This is a genomic window from Aquirufa antheringensis, from assembly GCF_004307425.1.
GTDB classification, from domain to species: Bacteria; Bacteroidota; Bacteroidia; order Cytophagales; family Spirosomataceae; genus Aquirufa; species Aquirufa antheringensis.
On record NZ_SEWZ01000005.1, the window covers coordinates 23922 to 45426 of the forward strand.

The 21505-nt window shown below is 43.7% G+C and carries 21 protein-coding genes; 11 read left to right on the forward strand and 10 right to left on the reverse strand.

Annotated features, from left to right (window positions below):
- Positions 1–67 precede the first annotated feature (67 nt).
- On the reverse strand, positions 68–1258 hold the full coding sequence (locus EWU21_RS10805) for a phosphoglycerate kinase (protein ID WP_130896980.1): 1191 nt from the start codon (positions 1256–1258) through the stop codon (positions 68–70).
- 64 nt (positions 1259–1322) lie between these two features.
- On the opposite strand from EWU21_RS10805, the gene EWU21_RS10810 reads away from it, so the two are divergent.
- Both EWU21_RS10810 and EWU21_RS10815 read left to right on the forward strand, forming a co-directional pair.
- The gene (locus tag EWU21_RS10810; RefSeq protein ID WP_130896981.1) at positions 1323–2933 is read left to right on the forward strand and encodes a VRR-NUC domain-containing protein; all 1611 of its coding nucleotides are present in this window, start codon (positions 1323–1325) and stop codon (positions 2931–2933) included.
- Positions 2934–3454: 521 nt separating this feature from the next.
- Complete coding sequence (locus EWU21_RS10815) at positions 3455–3796, forward strand: HPF/RaiA family ribosome-associated protein (protein ID WP_130896982.1); 342 nt, start codon at positions 3455–3457, stop codon at positions 3794–3796.
- A gap of 68 nt (positions 3797–3864) precedes the next feature.
- On the opposite strand, the gene metK is transcribed toward EWU21_RS10815, so the two are convergent.
- The 5 genes from metK to ytxJ form a co-directional block, all read right to left on the reverse strand.
- On the reverse strand, positions 3865–5121 hold the full coding sequence (metK, locus tag EWU21_RS10820) for a methionine adenosyltransferase (protein ID WP_130896983.1): 1257 nt from the start codon (positions 5119–5121) through the stop codon (positions 3865–3867).
- Between the two features lie 74 nt (positions 5122–5195).
- On the reverse strand, positions 5196–6377 hold the full coding sequence (locus EWU21_RS10825) for a lycopene cyclase family protein (RefSeq protein ID WP_130896984.1): 1182 nt from the start codon (positions 6375–6377) through the stop codon (positions 5196–5198).
- Positions 6378–6380: 3 nt separating this feature from the next.
- Positions 6381–7250 (reverse strand): lipoyl synthase, encoded by an 870-nt coding sequence (gene lipA, locus EWU21_RS10830; protein WP_130896985.1) that lies wholly within the window; start codon positions 7248–7250, stop codon positions 6381–6383.
- Positions 7251–7257: 7 nt separating this feature from the next.
- On the reverse strand, positions 7258–8004 hold the full coding sequence (locus tag EWU21_RS10835) for a hypothetical protein (RefSeq protein ID WP_130896986.1): 747 nt from the start codon (positions 8002–8004) through the stop codon (positions 7258–7260).
- Entirely contained in the window at positions 7997–8329 is a 333-nt protein-coding gene (ytxJ, locus tag EWU21_RS10840) for a bacillithiol system redox-active protein YtxJ (protein WP_130896987.1), read from the reverse strand. The genes EWU21_RS10835 and ytxJ overlap by 8 nt, the downstream gene beginning before the upstream one ends.
- Positions 8330–8382: 53 nt before the next feature.
- Here ytxJ and EWU21_RS10845 point away from each other — a divergent pair, with 53 nt between their 5' ends.
- The 4 genes from EWU21_RS10845 (at position 8383) to EWU21_RS10860 (ending at position 11858) form a co-directional block, all read left to right on the forward strand.
- On the forward strand, positions 8383–9624 hold the full coding sequence (locus EWU21_RS10845; RefSeq protein WP_130896988.1) for a 3-deoxy-D-manno-octulosonic acid transferase: 1242 nt from the start codon (positions 8383–8385) through the stop codon (positions 9622–9624).
- Positions 9611–10543 (forward strand): ribosome small subunit-dependent GTPase A, encoded by a 933-nt coding sequence (gene rsgA, locus EWU21_RS10850; RefSeq protein ID WP_130896989.1) that lies wholly within the window; start codon positions 9611–9613, stop codon positions 10541–10543. Before EWU21_RS10845 ends, rsgA begins: the two co-directional genes overlap by 14 nt.
- Before the next feature lie 4 nt (positions 10544–10547).
- A complete protein-coding gene (locus EWU21_RS10855) occupies positions 10548–11477 on the forward strand; it encodes an ROK family protein (RefSeq protein ID WP_130896990.1) in 930 nt (309 codons plus the stop codon).
- A 102-nt stretch (positions 11478–11579) separates the two neighbouring features.
- Positions 11580–11858 carry a hypothetical protein gene (locus tag EWU21_RS10860; RefSeq protein ID WP_130896991.1) on the forward strand — a complete coding sequence of 93 codons (279 nt, stop codon included), beginning with the start codon at positions 11580–11582 and terminating at the stop codon, positions 11856–11858.
- A 104-nt stretch (positions 11859–11962) separates the two neighbouring features.
- Here the strand turns inward: EWU21_RS10860 and EWU21_RS10865 are convergent, their stop codons facing one another.
- Together EWU21_RS10865 and EWU21_RS10870 are read right to left on the reverse strand one after the other, a co-directional pair.
- Positions 11963–13072: an acyltransferase family protein gene (locus EWU21_RS10865; RefSeq protein ID WP_130896992.1), complete on the reverse strand. Its 1110-nt coding sequence runs from the start codon at positions 13070–13072 to the stop codon at positions 11963–11965.
- Positions 13069–14667: a S8 family peptidase gene (locus tag EWU21_RS10870; protein WP_130896993.1), complete on the reverse strand. Its 1599-nt coding sequence runs from the start codon at positions 14665–14667 to the stop codon at positions 13069–13071. Before EWU21_RS10870 ends, EWU21_RS10865 begins: the two co-directional genes overlap by 4 nt.
- A gap of 35 nt (positions 14668–14702) precedes the next feature.
- On the opposite strand from EWU21_RS10870, the gene EWU21_RS10875 reads away from it, so the two are divergent.
- From EWU21_RS10875 to EWU21_RS10895, 5 genes are all read left to right on the forward strand, one after another.
- Positions 14703–15098 carry an HYC_CC_PP family protein gene (locus EWU21_RS10875; protein WP_130896994.1) on the forward strand — a complete coding sequence of 132 codons (396 nt, stop codon included), beginning with the start codon at positions 14703–14705 and terminating at the stop codon, positions 15096–15098.
- Between the two features lie 48 nt (positions 15099–15146).
- Positions 15147–17153 (forward strand): TonB-dependent receptor plug domain-containing protein, encoded by a 2007-nt coding sequence (locus EWU21_RS10880; protein ID WP_130896995.1) that lies wholly within the window; start codon positions 15147–15149, stop codon positions 17151–17153.
- Position 17154: 1 nt separating this feature from the next.
- Positions 17155–17358, forward strand: coding sequence for a heavy metal-binding domain-containing protein (locus EWU21_RS10885; RefSeq protein WP_130896996.1), 204 nt, complete (start codon positions 17155–17157; stop codon positions 17356–17358).
- Between the two features lie 4 nt (positions 17359–17362).
- Positions 17363–17680 carry a heavy-metal-associated domain-containing protein gene (locus EWU21_RS10890; RefSeq protein ID WP_130896997.1) on the forward strand — a complete coding sequence of 106 codons (318 nt, stop codon included), beginning with the start codon at positions 17363–17365 and terminating at the stop codon, positions 17678–17680.
- A 62-nt stretch (positions 17681–17742) separates the two neighbouring features.
- Entirely contained in the window at positions 17743–18471 is a 729-nt protein-coding gene (locus EWU21_RS10895) for an energy transducer TonB (RefSeq protein ID WP_130896998.1), read from the forward strand.
- 81 nt (positions 18472–18552) lie between these two features.
- On the opposite strand, the gene EWU21_RS10900 is transcribed toward EWU21_RS10895, so the two are convergent.
- The gene (locus tag EWU21_RS10900) at positions 18553–20649 is read right to left on the reverse strand and encodes a Tex family protein (protein ID WP_130897054.1); all 2097 of its coding nucleotides are present in this window, start codon (positions 20647–20649) and stop codon (positions 18553–18555) included.
- A 92-nt stretch (positions 20650–20741) separates the two neighbouring features.
- On the reverse strand, positions 20742–21440 hold the full coding sequence (locus EWU21_RS10905; RefSeq protein ID WP_130896999.1) for an XRE family transcriptional regulator: 699 nt from the start codon (positions 21438–21440) through the stop codon (positions 20742–20744).
- Between the last annotated feature and the right edge of the window lie 65 nt (positions 21441–21505).

Below are 21505 nucleotides of genomic sequence, written 5' to 3' on the forward strand. Positions count from 1 at the left end.
CTAAAATACAAAAAGGCGAGGAATGTTTCCTCGCCTTCTGCAATTTTATCTGAAATTCCGGTGTTTTCTAAGCTTCTAAAGCAGCCACACCTGGTAAAGTTTTACCTTCCATGTATTCTAATAAAGCGCCACCACCCGTAGAAACGTAGCTAACGCGATCTCCATAACCTGCGTTATTAACTGCAGAAGCTGAATCGCCACCTCCGATAAGAGAGAATGCTCCATTTTCTTCCGTTGCTTTCACGACAGCATCCGCAATTGCGTTAGTTCCGATAGCGAAGTTTGAGAACTCAAATACGCCCATTGGACCGTTCCAAAGAATTGTTTTTGATTTCGCGATCGTTTCTTGGAATAAAGCGATCGACTTAGGGCCGATATCTAAACCTTCCCAACCATCAGGAATCTCACCGCGTTCTACTGTTTGACGATTTGCGTTGTTATTGAAATCATCTGCACAAACGTTGTCTAAAGGCATGATTAAATTCACACCTTTAGCCTTCGCTTTTTCGATTAATTGTTTCGCCAATTCCACTTTATCAGGCTCACAGATCGATTTACCAATCTTTCCGCCTTCTGCTAAAGAGAAAGTGTAAGTCATACCACCGCCGATAATCAAGTTGTCTACTTTGTCCAACAGACGTTCGATAATCAAGATTTTATCAGAGATTTTCGATCCACCCATAATCGCCGTAAACGGACGCTCAGAGTATTCAAGGATCTTTTGTGCGTTATCTAATTCCGCTTGCATCACGTATCCACTCACTTTATCTGAGAAGAATTGACCAATTACCGCAGTAGAAGCGTGCGCACGGTGCGCCGTTCCAAATGCGTCATTAACCCAAACGTTGCCCAAACGAGCTAGTTTTTGCGCAAAATCAACATCTCCTTTTTCTTCTTCTTTGTAGAAACGAAGGTTTTCTAGAAGCAAGATTTCGCCTGCTTGTAAACCGTTCGCTAATTCAACAGCCTCATCTGAGATGCAATCAGTGGCAAATTTTACTTTCACGCCAAAAACCAATGACAAAGGTGTCACCAAGTGTTTCAACGAATATTTTTCAGTAGGACCATCTTTCGGACGACCTAGGTGAGACATTAACACAACCGATCCGCCGTCTTTCAAAATCTTTTGGATCGTAGGAATCGTCGCCTTGATTCGGGTATCATCTGTAATTTCGAAACGCTCATTCAATGGAACGTTGAAATCAACACGTACTAGCGCTTTTTTACCAGCAAAATTGAAATTAGCAACAGTTTGCATATTTTTGTTTTGATTTATGAATAAAAGGATAATCCCCTAAAAAGGTAGACAAAGATAAACAATAATGACGAATGATCGAAAAAATGAGGTAGAATTGTCTGCAACCTATTATTGGGATCATTTTAGCTACATTCTGCGTTATATCGATCGGCATTATCTGCCCCTTTTACAGGAAAAGGAAATAGCATTTTTAAAAGATTTTTCTGAACTGACTTTCGCCGCGCAGTGCCTGTATTTGCGTTTAGCGTCGCGTCGGTCGGCCTGTTTTCGGATAGAGAAATTGAAATATCCAGAAATAGGAGATTTAGCGACTCCGCTGCGTGTTTTGCGCAGGTCCGGTTTGCTAACCGATGTTTCCGAAGGAATAGAATCGATTTTTACGAAGCAGGAATGTGTTACTTTGGCCAAAAAACAAGACATCAAAATTCCTAGTTCTGCCTCTAAAGAAGAGGCTGCGGCACTCGTTTCATCCTCTGACTTAATCACTGCATTTTCTTCTGGTGTGGTTGCACCCGCGAGAGTGGAGGTGTTTGCGTTCATTCAGTTCTTGTTTTTTGGGACGCGATCTCGGGATTTAACAGACTTCGTGGTGCGTGATTTAGGGCACCGTGCCTTTGTGGAAGTACAGGAAGAAGACTTAAAACCCTATTTTCAAACCAGAGAAGAAGCGGAACAAAAATGGGCCATTTCGATGTGGAGGGAATGGTTTTATACGACCATCGTAAGTGCAGATGAGGTGCTGGCTTCCTGGCGAGTGCATATGTTGCCCTTAGCTTCTTCCTTGTTAGAGCCATCGGTTCGTGCATTTGAAAAGACCTGTTACGCTTTAGGTCGTTTGTTAGAGCGCGAAAAGGCTTATTTAGAGGCTTTGGAAGTATATGAGGTTTCCTTAACGGGTGCTTCTTTAGAGCGGCGTGTGCGTGTTTTGCAGAAAATGGGGGAGTTAGAGGAAGCCATTGCTTGGGCTCGTGTGGGATTAGAGCTGTGCGTGTCGCCCACGGAGATTCATTTTTTCGAAGATTTTTTGGCCAAACAAGCCTCTAAAAAATCCATCAAACAGGTAACTGCCTCGCTCAAGCAGGCTGAATTGATTGAAATATCGCCGGAATACATTGGTCAAGTGGAAGCAGGAGTGGTTGCCCATTTTCAGGCAGAGGGCTATTATGCGGCTTTTACAGAGAATCAGATTTGGCGTAATTTCCTCGGTCTTTTCGCTTGGGATTTGATTTTTGCCGACCGAAAAGAGGGCTTTCACCACCCTTTTCAATGGGCTCCGAGTCATTATGGAAAAGAAAGTTTTGCGGGTGAATTGCCGTTGCATTTATTAGGGGATCGGGTCAGTTTATTAGCTCTTTTACGCTCCCGTGCTGAGGCAAATCATGGGGCTATGAATCCCTTAGTAGATTGGTATTCCCTCGATTTCGATCTGATGGAGCGGTTTTTGCAAGTGATGCCTCCGGATGGGTTGGCCGCAATAGCTCAATACTTATGGGAACATTTAGGCACACACGTCAAGGGCTTCCCTGATTTATTTATCCAAAAAGGAGAGGAATTTGCCTTCGTCGAAGTGAAGTCTCCGAATGACCATTTATCGGCTATTCAGCATTTTTGGCACGATTTTATGAGAAGGAATGGGGTGGGGGTGAGGTTGGTGAGGTTGAAGTATCTAGAGTAGAGATGGGTGAGTAAAGATGGTGAATGGTAAGTGGTGAATGGTAAATGGTGGAATCGCCTCTGGCAAATTTCAAAGAGCAAAGTTCAAAGTTCAAATGTGGAATCGCCTGTGGCGATGGTATAGTGGTTTAGAGTAGAGAGAATAGAGTATAGAGTAGAGATGGTGAATGGTAAGTGGTGAATGGTAAATGGTGGTATCGCCTGCGGCGATGGTATAGTGGTGCGGCCTCCGGCCTCATTTACTAACTACTGACTAGTGTCTACTGATTACTGTCTACTGATTACGCCCACTGCCCACTACCCACTGACTAAGCGACACAGTCGCGACTAGGCCGCAGGCGACTAGGCAGCGAAGCTGCGACTTTTTAACAGAATTTATTTGAGCCTCGCTCAAATAAATTCTGTTAAAAACTTGACATCACCTGAAAAATACAATACGTTTATAACGAATCTAAAACGTTCTTTTTTCTGTCAGCTTTGCTAAGATTCCCAAAGCGTGTTTCACCATTAAATTTTAAGCTTATGAAAGTGCAAGTTCACGCGATCCACTTTACTGCGGACCGCAAATTGGTAGAAAGCATTCAAGAAAAGTTAAACAAGTTAGATACCTTTTATGACCGAATAACCGGGGGTGAGGTGTTCCTGAAAGTGGCGAAAAGTCTAGGAAAGGTAAAGGAGAAAATGTTAGAAATTAAGATCACAGTTCCCGGGGCGGTGTTATTTGTGAAAGAAACAGCGAAATCATTCGAAGAGGCATTAGACCTGGCGTTGAATGCCATCGCAGAGCAGATTAAGCGATTTAAATCGAAAAACAATTCCGTAAAGGCGCTTCGAGCAGAAGATTTGGAGAGCGAGGAATTTTAAAAAAAATAAAGCTCTAAACTAAAAAAGGCGACCGAAGGTCGCCTTTTTTCATATCAAGGTAATCAAGATTAGATTCCGAATGCAGACTTAACCGCATCTACGTAGTCTAATTTTTCCCAAGTGAATAATTCCACTTCTTTGCTTACTTTTTGGCCGTTAGGACCAGTGAATTCTTTTGTAACGATTTCATTCTTACGTCCCATGTGTCCGTAAGCTGCCGTCTCAGAATAGATCGGGTTACGTAATTTCAAGCGTTGCTCGATGAAGTAAGGACGCATATCGAAGATAGCTTCTACTTTACGTGCGATTTCGCCGTCTGTCATTTCAACTTTCGCTGTTCCGTAAGTATCGATGAATAAACCGCAAGGTTTAGCTACACCAATCGCATAAGAAACTTGTACTAATACTTGGTCACATAAACCAGCAGCGACTAAGTTTTTCGCGATATGACGTGTTGCATAGGCAGCTGAACGGTCTACTTTGGACGGATCCTTTCCAGAGAAGGCACCACCACCGTGAGCACCTTTTCCACCATAGGTATCTACGATGATCTTGCGGCCTGTTAAACCCGTATCTCCGTGTGGACCACCGATCACGAATTTACCTGTTGGGTTAATATGATACGTAATCGCATCGTTGAATAAAGCTTGCAATTCAGGCTTCAATTTAGCCTTCACGCGAGGGATAACGATTTCAACGATGTCCTTGTTGATTTTCGCTAACATTTCTGCTTCTGACGCGAAATCATCGTGCTGAGTGGAAACAACGATCGTGTCGATGCGTTGAGGCACGTGATTATCACTGTATTCGATTGTTACCTGAGATTTTGCATCAGGACGAAGGTATCCAATTAACGATGGCTCGTTATTGCGGATAGCTGAAAGTTCTTGTAAGATTTTGTGGGCTAAGTCTAGGGCCAAAGGCATATAGTTGTCAGTCTCTTTCGTAGCGAAACCGAACATCATTCCTTGGTCACCCGCACCTTGCTCTTCTGGGTTCTTGCGATCAACACCTTGGTTGATATCGGCTGATTGCTCGTGAATCGCTGATAAAATACCGCAAGAGTTTGCCTCAAACATATATTCTGACTTCGTATAACCAATCTTGCGAATGACTTCACGAGTGATGGCTTGCACGTCTAAATACGTCGTTGTGTTCACCTCTCCAGCTAACACGACTTGACCTGTGGTTACCAGGGTTTCGCAAGCTACTTTAGAAGTGGGGTCAAAGGCCATGAAATGGTCAATTAACGCATCAGAGATTTGATCAGCTACTTTATCTGGGTGTCCTTCAGAAACCGATTCAGAGGTGAATAGATAAGCCATGGGCGAATATTATTTGTTTTGAGATTAAAATCAGGGCAAAAATACGATTATTCCAAGGAACCCGCAAGTTCCATTCATTTAATTTTTGACCGGTAAATAGTTTTCAGTGCGGCTCTTACAAAAGGTAAAGTAGGTACAGACCACATCAAGCGAAGGTCTTCCTTCCAGGAGGTTTCTTCTTGTAAAAACTTCAACAGGAGCCCAGGTTTATTATTGTAAAAAAGGCTTTCAAAGACTTTAGAGCCGGCTATTTTTTGGTCGATGAGAACTTGCAGAAAGACTTCATCTAGCCAAATCTTCCAAGGACTAACGCGAATAACAAGTGTGGCAGATGGACCTTTTTCAAGCGCTGCTACGAGGTCTTTGCAGAATTTTTGGGTTCGGTAAAAGCTATAGCCGGTTGTGGATTTTACGAAGCCACCGCTTGTACCAATTTTAAGGTGTTTTTCATATAAATTGGCCGGTTTATTCGGATTATTTCGCATGGGGATCACGCCACTTTCTTCTTCCTTTAACAAATAATCATCGGCTGTCAGTCCGTAATAAGCGAAAAGATAGGATTTGATTTTGTCACGGTAATAATCAGGCTCTCGTAAGGTGCCAGAGAAAAAAGTGTATTCAAATAAGGCTTTGCGAGGGCTGGTAGGAAGTACATACATAAACTCACATTCCTTACCAAAAGCCACACGGAAGTCAAATAAGTGCGCCGCATCCGTTTCGAAGTTATTAAAATTGCATTCGACCACCCAGCCTAAAAAATGTTGCTTGAGGTGTTTGGGATTAGCGTTATCGCAAGGGAATGGGCTAAAGCTATCGATGATTTTCTCGGAAGCATAAAAGACGCCCTCTGAGGTGCTAACACAAGATCCAACTCCTTGGTAGCTGATCGATTCAATTTCAGCCTGCAAGTAGTGGATGTTAGGGTGTTTTGCGAGTTCCTCTTCTATGTGCGAAAACCACGCATGACCGTTAATCTTGTGATAAGTATACGGCTCGATCGAAATCTTCAATGACGATGGTCTGGCGCTATGGAAATAGAGAGAATCCCAGGATTTTTCGGCTAGAAAATCGAAATCGGTTGAATCTGAGCTCCAATAACAAAAGGTTTGTTCGTTTCGAACGCCCCGATCAATGATCAAGATTTGCTTGTTGCTGAGACTACTTTGGACCAAATAATAAGCAAAAGATAGACCGGCCATTCCCCCTCCCGCCAGGATGTAATCGTATTCTCGATAGGCTGGGCCGGGTAATTGCATAAACTAGATGTGCTTTTCCGCGTGGTAACTCGAACGAACTAGGGCTCCTGATTCTACGTAAGCAAGCCCACGTTTCAAACCTTCCTCTTTGTACATCGCAAAAGTGTCTGGGTGGATCCACTCGATGACCTCGTGGTGCATTTTCGTGGGTTGTAAATATTGTCCCAAAGTCAAGACATCCAGCCCGTTCTCTACTAAATCATCCATTGCTTTTAATACCTCGTCTTGGGTTTCGCCTAGACCTAGCATGATACCAGATTTATTGCGTTTGCCGAACTCTTTGGTCCGCTTGATTTGCTCTAAACTACGCACATATTTAGCTTGTGGGCGAACGTAACGGTATAAACGTTCCACCGTCTCCATATTATGAGAAACGACTTCTTGTCCGCCTTCGATCATGCGAATCAAGGCATCCCAGTTCGCTTTCACGTCTGGAATCAAGGTTTCGATGGTCGTCGCTGGAGTGGTTTCTTTCACCGCTCTAACGGTTTGGTACCAAATTTCTGCTCCTTTATCTTTCAATTCGTCGCGGTTCACTGAGGTGATTACGGCGTGCTTTACCTGCATTAATTTTATGGCATCGGCTACGCGGCGCGGTTCGTCCTCATCGTATTCGTTTGGACGGCCAGTGGCTACGGCGCAAAAGGTGCAGGAACGCGTGCACACATTTCCTAAAATCATGAATGTGGCTGTTCCCTCGCCCCAGCATTCTCCCATATTAGGGCAATTGCCGGATTGGCAAATCGTGTGCAATTTGTATTCATCTACAATCTTGCGAACGTTCGTATATTTTTCACCAATAGGCAATTTAACACGTAACCAATCTGGTTTACGAGAATTTGCAGCAGGACTTACTTGAGGTAATTCAATCATCTTTTTTCTATTTACTTTTTCCAAAGAAAAAGGTCACATAACCCGTCGTATAAACAGAGCGAGGGGTCGTTTGGTTTAAAATTTCAACCGGTTGACTAAAATAGTCCACTATAAAGCCGGTTTCTAAGGACAGGTAATTTTGTTTTAAGGTTTCAAATTTAAACTCTAAAGCTGTTTTTAGGTGCCAGCCTGGAATAAATTTGGCCTCAGATAAGCCAGAAAAGAAACTGCCTTCGCCACTGATAATGGACTTATTATAGCTGTTATCTAGGGCTTTTGCCATAGGTACAGATGTACTCAAAGTTTTACCTCCTGCGTCCGTGTAAACTATATCAACAAAATAGGGTTTTTGAATGCCAATGGTAGGCCCTGTGGCGATTCGACCATTTAAACTCGTTCCTCCATCAGACGATTGTTTTAATAATCCCCATTGGCGGCCGTATTCAGGCCTGAAATTAAGTAGGTAATTTAATTTTCCTTCTACATAGGTCTTGCCATTATACGAATAAGGGGAATCGAATTCGCGGTAATCCTTCGTATTGGTTAAGTCAAAATTCACGAAAGAGCGATTTTTGAATGTTTTTAAAAAACTAAATCCACCTAAAATACCTGAGTTGGTATTGGTATTAACGCCAAATCCCCAGGACGAAGATTGCGCTTGCGATTCTTTTTTCTGGGGTGTTGCTGATTTTCTTTGGCCCATCATGAATAATGGTACCCCTAAAATCACCCACAAGAAAAAAAATCTAGGCATTCAAGTATGGTTTAATTTCGTCCACCGAAATGTCCCAATGCGTAGCAGAATAAGGGCAAGCGCCTTTATCAATCACTAACACTTGAGGAGATTGGTGTTCAACAGTGAATTGTTCCGCAATTTGACCTGAAATAGGTCTGTAGGCGATTAAATCCAAATAATAGGCGGGTGTATTTTCAGAATCCCAGGCTCTTTCAAAGCGATTTAACGCAGTTGAAGAGATCGAGCAACGCGTACTGTGTTTGAAAATAACGACCGGTTTCTCCTGTGATGTTTCTACAATTTCCGCCAGTTGTTTCTCGTCAGTCAAGGGTATCCAATTCATATTCACCTGCCTTTTTCGTAATTTTAAAGATTCAACATCAAATTTAGTAAAAAATGAGGGTTTGCCTCTATTCTTTTGTCTTGTTTTTATATCGGGGACTGATTCGATTCGCCGCTTTTTTTCAAACCAAAGCTGCGTTGATGAATGAGGGCCAAAATCAGGTTTGGGCAGGTCTCGAGCCACATTTCAAAATGAATGAAAAGCCCGTGGCTTGGTTTCACACTGCTTCGATGGGTGAATTTGAGCAGGGAAGACCTATCATTGAAGCCTATAAAAAGGAGAATCCTGACCATTTTATTTTAGTGACCTTCTTCTCGCCCTCTGGTTATGAAGTGCGAAAAAACTATGTTGGAGCGGATTATGTGAGTTATTTGCCTTTGGATGGCTACTTCAATAGTGCGCGTTTCTTGGATTTAGTGAAGCCTTCGTTGGCGGTGTTTGTGAAGTATGAGTTTTGGCATTATTACCTGACGGGTTTAAAGAAGCGGGGAGTTCCTACGATCCTAGTATCGGCGATTTTTAGAGCTAATCAGGTGTTTTTTACGTGGTATGGCGGTTTTTACCGTCGCTTATTGGATTGTTTTACGCACCTTTTCGTTCAAGATCAAGCATCAGCTGATTTGCTGCAACGAGAGAATGTTACTGTGGCGGGTGATACGCGATTTGACAGGGTGCTGGATACGCTTCGGAATCCCGTATCCTGGGATTTATTGACATCTTTTTTAGACAATCAAGAGTTTATGGTGGTGGGTTCTGCGTGGCAGGCCGATATGGAGGTGTTGATTCCCCTCATCAATTCAAAGAAGTACCCTTTTAAATGGGTCATTGCGCCGCACGAAATTCATTCGGAGGAATTGAAATCTTGGGAAGAACAGATTGAATTGCCGGTAGCTTATTCCCAAGGTCCTGCGCGCGAAAAGGCCGATGTTCTTTTTGTGAACGAGGTGGGTCGCTTAGCAAATCTATACCGAGGGGCTTCTTTTGCTTACATTGGAGGTGCTTTTGGGGATGGTTTGCACAATACCTTGGAGGCGGCGGTTTTTGGACCGACGGTCTTCTTTGGTAATAAAAATTATTCCAAATTCAAGGAAGCCAGAGACCTGATCGAATTAGGACTAGCTTTTCCGATTGCCAGTACTGAGGAATTAGATCAGGCGATGCGTGTGATATACGATGTGGACGATGTTTTTGTCAATAAACAAGTGCAATCTCGAGCTTTCGTTCAATTACAAGCAGGGGCAACGGAAAGAATCAATCAATTTGTGCGTAATTTAGCAATCGATGGAAGGAAGTAAAGGCTTAATTATGCGTTCAACCGGTTCTTGGTACGAAATTCGTTCCGAGTCAGGTAAGGTATTTAAAGGACGTTTAAAAGGTAAATTTAAGCTAAAAGGACCTAAAACCTCAAATCCTGTTACGGTGGGAGATCGCGTCATTTATGCGGTGGAAGACGAGGCAAACGAGACAGTAGTCATCGAAGAAATCATCCCTCGCACGAATTATATCATCCGGAAATCCGTTCATAAAACAGGTCAGGGCCAATTAATGGCCGCGAATGTGGATCAAGCCATCTTCGTGATGACCTTGAAATCCCCTAAGACTTCTTTGGGGTTTTTAGATCGTTTTTTAGTCACTGCTGAAGCTTTTCGAATCCCTGTCACCATCGTGTTCAACAAGATGGATTTATTGAATGAACAGGAAGAAGACCAAATCTTTGAATACGCCGCCCTCTACCAGGAATTAGGCTATGGCATTCTGTTTACGTCTATTCCGCGCAGCCAAGGCGTCGATGAATTCAAGGCGATGTTTGCCGGAAAGGTGTCGCTTTTAGCAGGCCATTCAGGCGTTGGAAAATCTAGTTTATTGAACTTGGTATCTCCCCATTTGAACATTAAAGTGAAGGAGATTTCTGATTTTGCCCAAAAAGGCGTCCACACCACCACCTATTCCACGATGTGGGAATTGGGGCCAGAGACCTATTTAATCGATAGCCCAGGCATCAATGAATTAGGCGTGATGGAGATCGAGAAAGAAGAATTATCGCATTATTTCCCCGAAATGCGTGCGCTAATAGGCGAATGCAAATTCAACAATTGCCTGCATATTTCGGAACCGTCTTGTGCCGTTTTAAAGGCTTTTGAGGCGGGAGATATTGCGCACAGTCGCTATTTGAGTTATTTGAGTATTTTTGAGAACAACGACAACCGTCGCTAAACCTATGGAAAATTCCTATGTATGGGGCATCGATTTAGGGGGAACCAAAATCGAATGTGCCGTATTGTCTGCCGCTGATTTAACGCAAGTCATTGCCCGCGAACGCATCGATACCGAAGCAGCAAAAGGCTACGAACACATCATTTCCCAAGTAGCCCGTTTAGTTTCCTGCGTCTCCGAACAGCTGGGTGTTTCGCCTACCCGAATCGGTTTTGCCACTCCTGGCGTCTTGAATCCCGCTACCCAAACCATGAAAAACTGCAACACGACCTCTATGAACGGTCGTCCGATGGCAGCTGATTTAACCAAAGCCTTAGGCGTTGAAGTACGTCTCGCAAATGATGCGAATTGCTTTGCGTTAGCAGAAACCCATTTGGGTGCGGTGCAAGACGTGAATCCTAAAGCGGAAGTCGTTTTTGGGATCATTATGGGAACTGGTGTAGGCGGCGGATTAGTCGTACACGGTCAAGTGATTAATGGCTTACACGGCATTGGTGGCGAATGGGGACACAGCATTTTGGAGGAAGGCGGCAAGGCGTGCTATTGCGGTAAGTCGGGTTGCGTGGAACACGTTATCTCTGGACCAGCTTTAGAGGAGTTTTATTTTTCTATTTCAGGCCAAAAACTCCGCATGCCACAAATCCTTCAAGCTCATCTAGCTGGAACTGATATGCATGCCTCTGCTACGATTGAGCGAATGTTAGAGAATTTCGGCCGTGCCGTTTCGACTTTAATTAACGTATTAGATCCCCAAGTCATCGTCATCGGTGGCGGTGTAGGAAATATCGATTTGCTATATACAGAGGGAATCGAACGAATCAAAAAATACATTTTCAATTCAGGAGAGGTCTTGACACCTATTGTGAAGCCTAAGTTGGGTGATTCGGCAGGGGTTTTTGGTGCGGCGCTCCTTTTTCATTCTGAGGCTATTTAGTTGAGGGATTTTCAAATTGGTCTACGCCATAATTTCTAAAATCCCTCAACTAAACTACCCTCAGCTAAAAATCCGCTTGCGAAAAGGAGTCGTCCTGCGGACTTGGTCATCGCTTCGCGATTTAGTCGTCCTGCGGACTTGGTCATCGCTTCGCGATTTAGTCGTCCTGCGGACTTGGTCATCGCTTCGCGATTTAGTCGTCCTGCGGACTTGGTCATCGCTTCGCGATTTAGTCGTCCTGCGGACTTGGTCATCGCTTCGCGATTTAGTCGTCCTGCGGACTTAGTCATCGCTTCGCGATTTAGTCGTCCTGCGGACTTGGTCATTCTTTTTGACTCTTTGACTAAAACGAAGTTGACTAAGCTGCGAAGCAGCGACTAAGGCGCAAGGCGCCGACTAAAACGAAGTTGACTAAGCTGCGAAGCAGCGACTAAGCCACGAAGTGGCGACCCAGCGACTAAGGCGCAAGGCGCCGACTCGAAAAGCTATACTTTCAAGAATATTTTCTTCTTCCAAAACACCCAACAAATACTCCAGCAAACCAGCACAAAAGCAATTGCATAGGCCAGCGACCCATTGTATTTGCCAAAAATAGGTTCAAATAGATGCCAATACAGCCATTCGCTAGCGGACATATCTTGGATCTGGTAGTTGCCTAATTGAATGGCAATGACTTCTGAAATGCCGTACGCAAGGATAGAATTAGTGCCAAAAACGAGGAAGAAGGTGTTGCCGAAGTGACGTTCTTTAGTCTCCATCCACCAATTTAATAATCCAATCAAGATGAAGTCAATGCCAGCACAAAGTAAAACGAAAGAGCTGGTCCATAACTTTTTATTGATGGGAAAAACTTGGTCCCAGATCAACGCCACTACAATTAAAACGGCGCCCCAGCCCAGCAAACTGAGTAAGGCGGACTTATTTTCTTTGGCCTGATTCTCTAAAAATAAACTGACTTGATAGCCGAAAAGACAAGTAGAAATAGCGGGAAGCGTACTCAAAAGTCCCTCTGGGTCGAAGGCAATAGCGATGCCATTGACCACATTTCCATGGTATAAATGGGATTCTCCGAATAAAAATAAGTCTAGTTTTCTCACTGCATTCGAACTGATATCCATCCAAAGTCCAGCATCTCCAAAGAAATATAAAATAGCCCAAAATGAGAATAAAATACCAGCATTTATCCAGGTTAGCCATTTAGACGGCACTTGTAACGTTAAAAAGGAAACGGCGCAAAAGGACAGGGCAATGCGCGGTAATACATTCAAAAAACGCAACGTTTCAAAAGAGAAATGGGTGAATGGAAAATAGAAAATGAAGTAATTGATCAGAAATAAATACAATGTCCGCTTTAAAATCTTGTTGCGAACGGCTGGCGTTAATTCGTAGTTGAATGCCTTGAAAGAGAAGCGCATGGCGACGCCCACCATGAATAAAAAACTAGGAAATACAAGGTCAGTGGGTGTAAAGCCATTCCATTCTGCGTGTAAAAGTGGCGCATAGGTGAATTGCCAGTTGCCAGCGTTATTCACTAGAATCATGCCAGCGAGCGTAATTCCTCGGAGAATGTCGAGCGAAAGAAAGCGTGTTTTCATCGTAATAGTACAGGTTTAACAATAGAGGTTGATTCTGTGGTAAATCTAAAATAATATTTGCCAGAAACGAAAGGGCCAAGGTAAATACTTGACTCGGCCTGTGTTAGCTGAAAGGATTGGACAATTATTCCGGCATTATTCAGTATTTCTACTTGAGCAGAAGGGAATAGGATGGAAAGGTGTACCGCTTCGCCGGGGTTTACAGGGTTAGGGTAGATGCGTAAAGTTTGTTCCTCGGAATTGCCTAAAATCAGTTCGATGGCTTCGCTTGCTTTGGCAAAATCAGGGATGCCAAATCCAAGCAGCATATCTGTTCTAGTAAATTGTGAGCCTGATTTTAGGATGGCCTTTCTGATTTGTTGAGCCGTGTGGGTAGGGAAAGATTGCATTAATCCTGCGGCAAGTCCCGCGATTAGCGGAGCTGAAAAAGAGGTGCCATTAGAGATTCCAATGGTACCATCGGTATTTCCCACCACCGTGTTTGATCCCATACTAACAACATCAGGCTTAATGCGACCGTCAAAACTAGGTCCTGTAGAGCTAAAAGACGATAAACCGCCCAATGCATTGACTGATCCCACGGTTAAAATCGAATCGGCATCTGCTGGTGCGGTGATGTATTTCCATTCATTTGCCCCTTCATTTCCTGCGCTAATGGTGCAAAGAATCCCTTTGCTTGCTGCCCAGGCCGCGGCTTTAGAAACGAGTGTCGATTTGCCATTCATATCTGCGTAGGTGTGGTTATGCAGGGGATTGTCAAAAGTCGAGTAACCTAAAGAAGAGGAAAGGATGTCTGTGCCTAAGCTATCGGCCCATTCTGCGCCTCTTAGCCAATTCGCTTCCTCCACGATTAATTCGTGGCGACTTTCTTCGGTTTGTGCCAAAGCAAAGGAGGCTTTGTAGGCCGTTCCAATTAATTTACCGGGTACATTTCCGGCGATGGTAGAAAGGACGTTTGTGCCGTGGCCACCGCCAGCATATACGGAGGTCAAAGATGGATCAGTGGTAAGCGTAGCGAGGATGCGTTTTTCACTGACAAGATTTTTAAGATAGGGTACGGTATTCGCATTTTTAAATCCGTCATCAAGTAGGGTAATTAGAATCCCATCGCCTAAGATGTTTTTAGCGTGCATTTGATCAATGCCTAATTGCCCATTTTGGGAGAGGGAGTTGCCATAATCTGGGCTAATTGAACTCGATTGCGTTCCGGATTGAATTTGATTAGTTGAGCTGGAGTCCGCTGGAAAATCCCAATAAAGTCCTTTAACGCAGCTTAGAGCAAGTGTTTTCTTTAATTCACTCGGTTTTTGTAGAATCAATGCACCGTTTAGCCATTTTAAGGGAAACAAAATGCGCGCACCTGAAGCTTTTACTTGAGCTAGGTAATCGGGACTTATAGGTAGGTCTTGAAGCGTGATAGCGACGCGGTTTTTGCGACGACGTTCGAGGCTTTTGGAACTTAAAAATGCGCTTGGATTGTTAATGGAATAGGTATTCGAGCCCTTGTCTTTAAAAAGAATCAGGTAGCGGTAAGTCTGAGCTTGCAAGGGAATGCAGGCGCAGCATAGAATGAAAAAGATAAACCGCTGAAACATATAGCAAATTAGTGAATTGTCCTTAATTTTGTCTAATGAAATTCTTTGCCAAAAGCTTCATGTCCTTCTTTCTCGCTGCCTGGATTCTTTTCGGCAGCTTGGGAATTTCATGGACAGAGGCTACTTGCATCTACACAGGGGCGAAGAAAACAACCATTACAAAAGCAGAATCCTGCTGTAAAAAAACAACAGAAGCTCATATTTCAAGGGCAAAATGCTGTTTGTTAGGGAAATACCAGGTAAAGTTTAATTTTGATTTGACGAAAGGGAATACGGCGATGATTTTTGCCTTTACACCCATTTCTGTCTCTTCGTTTTATCAAAATCTTGATTTAAATCATCAGGGTCCTGGTTATGTTTCTTATCATTCTAACGCTCCGCCGCTCGCGCAGCAGATTCGCTTAGCTCAATTGCAAACGTATTTGATTTGATTCAGGTTATAGTTTTTTAACTATTTCATTCATCTAAATCAAAATACCATGTACAAAATACTTATATTTTTGAGTTTTGCGACGCTAGCGCAGGCTCAACAACGGGTCATGCAAAAAGATAGCATTGAACGTGAAACGGAATTGAAGGAATTTCGAGTTGTGGCAAATCCTGGCCAAAAAGACGATAACGCCGTCCTCGCCACCGAAATCATGACGATTAAAACCTTGGGGAAAGCGGCTTGCTGCAATCTTTCCGAAAGTTTTGAAACGAATGCCTCCGTTTCCGTTAATTACTCGGATGCAGTGACGGGGTCTAAACAAATTCAGATGCTGGGTTTAGCCGGAACCTATGTGCAAACGAATGTGGAGAATGTTCCCTCTATCCGTGGACTGAAATCCACTTACGGCTTGAATTATTTGCCAGGAACTTGGATAAGGTCGATTGATTTAGCGAAAGGTACCATCTCCGTTGTGAATGGATATGAATCCATGACGGGAGCCATCAATGTGGAACTCGCAAAGCCTGACACCTCTGAAGTATATTATTTAAATACTTACACGAACTCACAGGGTCGATTCGAGGTCAATCAACAAGGAGCACATCGCTTCAATTCTCGTTTATCTACGGGCGTATTTACACACTATTCTCAGCAGGCGGCTCGCTTGGATGGAAATGGGGATGGCTTTTTGGATTTGCCTTTATTTAATTTGATCAATGTCCTCAATCGCTGGAAATATGCGACGGATCGTTGGATGATCCAGTGGGGAGCAAATTACTTGAATGAGGATCGTTTAGGGGGTCAAAAGTCGTTCACGTCTGAAGCGGATCGTTCCCAAATATATGGTTTTGGAAGTAAGACAGAGCGTTTCGAGACCTTCGCAAAAATAGCTCGATTATTTCCTAACAAGCCTTACCAGGGTTTGGCCCTAATTGTAAGCACAGCTAACCATGCAAATGATTCCTATTTCTCCACTAAGAATTATACAGGACGAGAACAAAGTGTTTATGGTAATTTGATTTTTCAATCCATCATTGGCAACACCAACCATACCTGGAAGACCGGTGCCAGTTTTTTACTAGATTCCTATCAGGAGTCCTATATAGACTCTGCTTATGCTAGAACCGAAATAGTACCAGGAATTTATGGGGAATATACGTGGACGATTCCTACTAAATTAACAGTGGTTTTAGGCCAAAGAGTCGACTTCCATAACCAGTTAGGTACACAATGGGTGCCTCGTTTGCATGTAAAATGGGATGTAGCCCCGGATTGGATCCTTCGTTTATCTGCCGGAAAGGGGTGGAGACGGGTGAATCCTTTGGCAGAAAACACGGGATTCCTCATCAATAACCGCGCCTTAAAATTAGTCGGAAATCTAAATCCTCTGGAGGCGTCATGGAATTATGGGATTACGTTGACTAAGAACATGAACATTGGTTCTCGGAAGGCGAATCTAGTTTTGGATGCATTTAGGACTGATTTCACCCACCAATGGATGGTCGATATGGAGGCGGGCTCGACTTTGCGCATGTATGCGATGCCCGGGGAATCATTTGCAACCAGTATTCAGGCAGAATTTAATTATAGTCCATTTAAGCGCTTTGAGATGAAAGTGGCCTACCGTTTCCAGGATGTGCAAGCAGATTATTTGCGAATGGATGGAGGATTAATTCGTTTATCAAAGCCTTATCTTAACAAGGATCGCGTATTAGTGAATCTAGCCTATTCGACGCCGTACGACATTTGGAAATACGATATAACCTGGCAATGGAATGGATCAAGGCGGATTCCAGACCATAAATTAGCCCATTTACATACAGGTTCCATTCAAGAAGTGAGCGCACCGCCATTCTCTACCGTTTATGCGCAAGTAACGCGTCAATTTAAAAAGTGGGAATTGTACCTTGGAGTGGAAAATCTTTTTAATTTTACCCAAAAGAATCCCATTTACGTAGCGAAAGATCCATTTGCATTGGGTTTTGATGCTTCGATGGTTTGGGGGCCGATAACCGGCACGATGGTTTATACAGGAATCCGTTTTAAAATCAATTAATATGAAAAAGTACATCTTAGTTTCGACCCTAGTAATGGGTATGTTTGGGGCCTTTGCGTCCACATCTCAAGCCACTCAAAAGGCTACCAAAGAGAGTAAAAAAGAAGAATATGCGTGTCCAATGAAGTGTGAAGGCAAAAAGACCTATTCGAAGAAAGGGAAGTGCCCTGCTTGCACGATGGATTTGAAAGTAGTTAAAAAATAAAACGATGAAAAAGATTCTATTTTTGTTGATTTTGCCGTTTTTGGCAATGGCTGGTCCTAAGGAGACAGTCAAGATTAAAACTTCAGCTATTTGCGAAATGTGCAAAGAGCGTATTGAGAAGAATTTAGCCTTGACGAAAGGCGTGGCTAAGTCTGATTTGAATCTAGACGACAAGGTGATCACCGTGGAATACGATGCGGCGAAAATCGATGCCGCTGGCATTAGAAAAGTGATCTCGGAAACGGGATACGATGCTGATGAGGTAAAGGCGATAGCAAAAGACTATGCTAAGTTGCCGAATTGCTGTAAGAAAAAAGATTAAAAGAAGGGGGAGCGAAAGCTTCCCTTTTTTAGTAGAATAACCTAACCCTAAATAATCTCAAAATGAAAAAGCTATTTACTTCTCTATTTTTATTTATTAGTTTAATCAGTTTCGCTCAGGAAATCACGTATTACAATGAAGACGGAGAGAAGGTGGGCAAAGAAGAGCCCTATTACCGTTCTGAGATCACCGTTCCTGATTCTTCGAGTAAAAAACAGGTAATTGTAAAACGCTTTCGACCTGATGGTAGTTTGGCCACTTGGGATACCTACAAGAATAAAAATAAAAAGGTGCGAAATGGACTCTCCTTTCAATTCGATTCTTTAGGGAAGAAAGAATATGAAGCGACTCATTTGGAAGGGAAATTAGATGGCTATCTGAAGACTTTTTGGCCTAATGGGGTGTTAAAACGCTGGGATCGCTATGATTTTGACGCATTTCAAGGTGGGTCTTGTTTTGATATTGAAGGTAAAGAGGTTGCCTATTATAAGTTTTTACAACCTGCTCACTTTATGGGTGGTCCCAAGGCATATACCCTTTATTTGATGTCAAGTTTAGTTTATCCAGAATCTTTATTGAAGCAACAAAGGATTGTCACTGGACAAGTTTTTGTTTCCTTTGTTGTGGAGAAAGATGGTACGATTACAAATGCCAAAATAGTCAAAGGATTTCATCCTGATTGCGATTTAGAGGCAATACGCGTCGTGATTAATATGCCTCGATGGGTTCCGACTATATTAGAGGGAAAAGCAGTAAGAAGTAGATTTACTCAACCAATTACCTTTAAGTAGTGTAGATTAGAGAGAGGAGAGTATAGAGCATAGATGAACATTTTATCTCTTCTCTATACTCTATACTCTATAATCTCTACTCTATTTCTTCATACTCAACGCAATCCTCTTCCTTACCTCATCCACCTCCGTCACTCGGACTTGCACTTTTTGGGCCACTTTAACCACTTCGTTCGGGTCTTTCACAAACTTGTCCGCTAGCTGGCTGACGTGCACTAATCCGTCTTGGTGAACGCCGATATCGACAAAGGCGCCAAAATTCGTAATATTCGTCACGATTCCCGGAAGCATCATACCTACCCGAAGATCTTTAATCGAATTTACGCCCTCCGTGAATTCGAAGGCTTCGAATTGCTCGCGAGGATCGCGTCCTGGCTTTGCTAATTCCTCCATGATATCGGTTAACGTAGGCATACCTACTTCCGTATTCACGTATTGACTCAAGCGAATTTGTTTGCGTAAGGATTCGTTCGCCAATAGATCAGAAACCTTGCAGTTCAAATCTTTCGCCATCTTCTCCACGATTTCGTAGCGTTCTGGATGCACTGCGCTGGCGTCCAACGGGTTTTTCGCGTTGCGAATACGCAAGAAAGCGGCGGCTTGTTCGAAAGCTTTTTCGCCTAAACGCGTGACCTTTTTCAAGTCAGAGCGTTTTAAGAATGGGCCGTTTTTGGTGCGGTAATCGATGATGTTTTGGGCTAATTGAGGTCCTAGGCCAGAAACGTAGGATAGAATCTGTTTAGAGGCCGTGTTTAATTCCACGCCTACCGAGTTCACGCACGAGATTACGGTATCGTCGAGGGAGGCTTGTAATTTCTTTTGGTCTACATCGTGCTGGTATTGTCCCACACCGATGGATTTAGGATCGATCTTTACCAGTTCTGCCAAAGGATCCATCAAACGTCTACCGATCGAAACGGCTCCGCGAACCGTTACATCCTTGTCTGGGAATTCGTCACGCGCCGCTTCAGATGCAGAATAGATGGACGCTCCACTTTCGTTTACCATGATGATGGTAATCCCTTCAAGCTTAAGTCCACGTACAAAGGATTCGGTCTCACGACCAGCTGTCCCGTTCCCGATGGCAATCGCTTGCACTTTGTATTGTTTCACCCAGGCTTGGATGGTGTGGGCAGCTTCAGCGGCCTGTCCAGGTCCGGTGTGCGGATAAACCGCGGTATTGTCTAAAAGCGTTCCTTGTTCATCCAGGCAAACGACTTTGCAGCCTGTTCTGAAGCCGGGATCGAGGGCTAAGACACGTTTTTGGCCTAATGGTGCCGCTAATAACAGTTGTCTGATATTTTCTGCGAATACGCGGATAGCTTCCTCGTCTGCGCGTTTCTTCGCCTCAGCTCGCATTTCGGTTTCCATCGCTGGCATTAGCAAGCGCTTATAGCCATCTTGGATAGCTAATCCCACTTGTTTCGCGCAGGCATTGTTTCCGGTTAAGAACCGGCGCTCTAATCTATTTAATACGTCCTCGTCTGGACCTGTTAAGTTCAGATTTAGAATCCCCTCGTTTTCGCCTCTGAATAAGGCCAAAACCCGGTGAGACGGCGCTTGAGCCAAGGATTCAGACCAGTCGAAATAATCTTTGTATTTAATGCCCTCCTCTTTTTTGCCTTTCGCAACCGTGGATTTAACAGTCGTCTTGCGGGTAAACAGATTTCTCGCTTCTTCTCTCGCTTCTGCCGTTTCCATCATCTCTTCCGCTAAAATATCCCGAGCGCCTGCAAGTGCTTCCTCTACGTTGTCTAAGTATTCAGCCGCTAAGACCTCTGGGTCTTTTAGGCCTTGTAAGCGGATTTGGTTTGCGAGCTCTTGTAAGCCTTTTTCTCGGGCCGCCATCGCGCGTGTTTTGCGCTTGGGTTTGTAGGGAAGGTAGATGTCTTCTAATTTGGCCAAAGTCTCAGCCCCTCTAACTGCCTTCTCCAGTTCTGGCGTCAATTTATCTAGTTCCTGTAGCGACTTCAAGATGGCTTCTCGTCGCTTTTCTAATTCTACGTATTGGTCCCGTAAATCACGAATTGCCGCTACCTGTACTTCGTCTAAACTTCCGGTGGCCTCCTTGCGGTAACGGGAAATAAAGGGAATCGTGGCGCCCTCGTCTAATAGGGCGATGGTTTTACGAACTTGGTTTTCGGAAATGGAAAGGGAGGTGGCAATTTTAAGGATCATCTGTAGAGATGGTAAATGGTGAGTGGTAAATGGTAAATGGGGTTCTGTGTAAATTTTCATTTACCATTCACCATCTACCATTCATCATTTTTTTAGTTTTCCGGAAATTCATTATAAAAATACCCCGCGAACTTCCAGATTTCCTGGATTTCAGAGCCCAAAATCGGGTAAGGGTCGTAGGTCTTGTTCGTGGAGTTCAGGATCAAGACTTTGCGTTCTGCGAGGTGGTTGATGACCTGCTTTAACACGACGCCGTCCTCGCGGGTCACGACGATGCAGATGGTGCCGTCCTTGATTTGGGTCCAGTCTTCTACGTATTCAGCGAAGACTAAAGAGCCCGGTTGTAGGGGCAACATCGATTCGCCTTTGATGGGGAAAACGCGGTATTTCTTGTCTTTAGGTAGGAAAGGCACTTGGAACGTAGGGAGATCGCGCACGAAGTCGAGGTCGTCGTAGGAGGCGGTGTATCCTGCCAAAGCTTTGACCGGTACCATCTCGATATTCTCTTCATTGTTCGCATCGACCGTCGTAGCTAAAATTCGTAGCTTAGGTTTGTTCGACAGGCCGGGGATTCTTTTGGACAAATCCTCCTTCAATAATTCATCCACTTCAACCTTAAAAAACTCCGCTAGAGAGATCAAATCCGCATATTTAGGCTCCGCTCTTCCGGACTCATACGAGCCCAAAGTCGGCTTCTTAATATTCAGTAATTCCGCCAGTTTTTCCTGCGAAGTTTTCTCCGACATCTTGCTGCGTAAAAAACGTAAATTCTGACTAAAAAAAGTGCTCATGCGATTTGCTTATTAAAGGAAAATGAATAAAATTCGTATCTAAAATTTCTTCGTATACTTTTCGA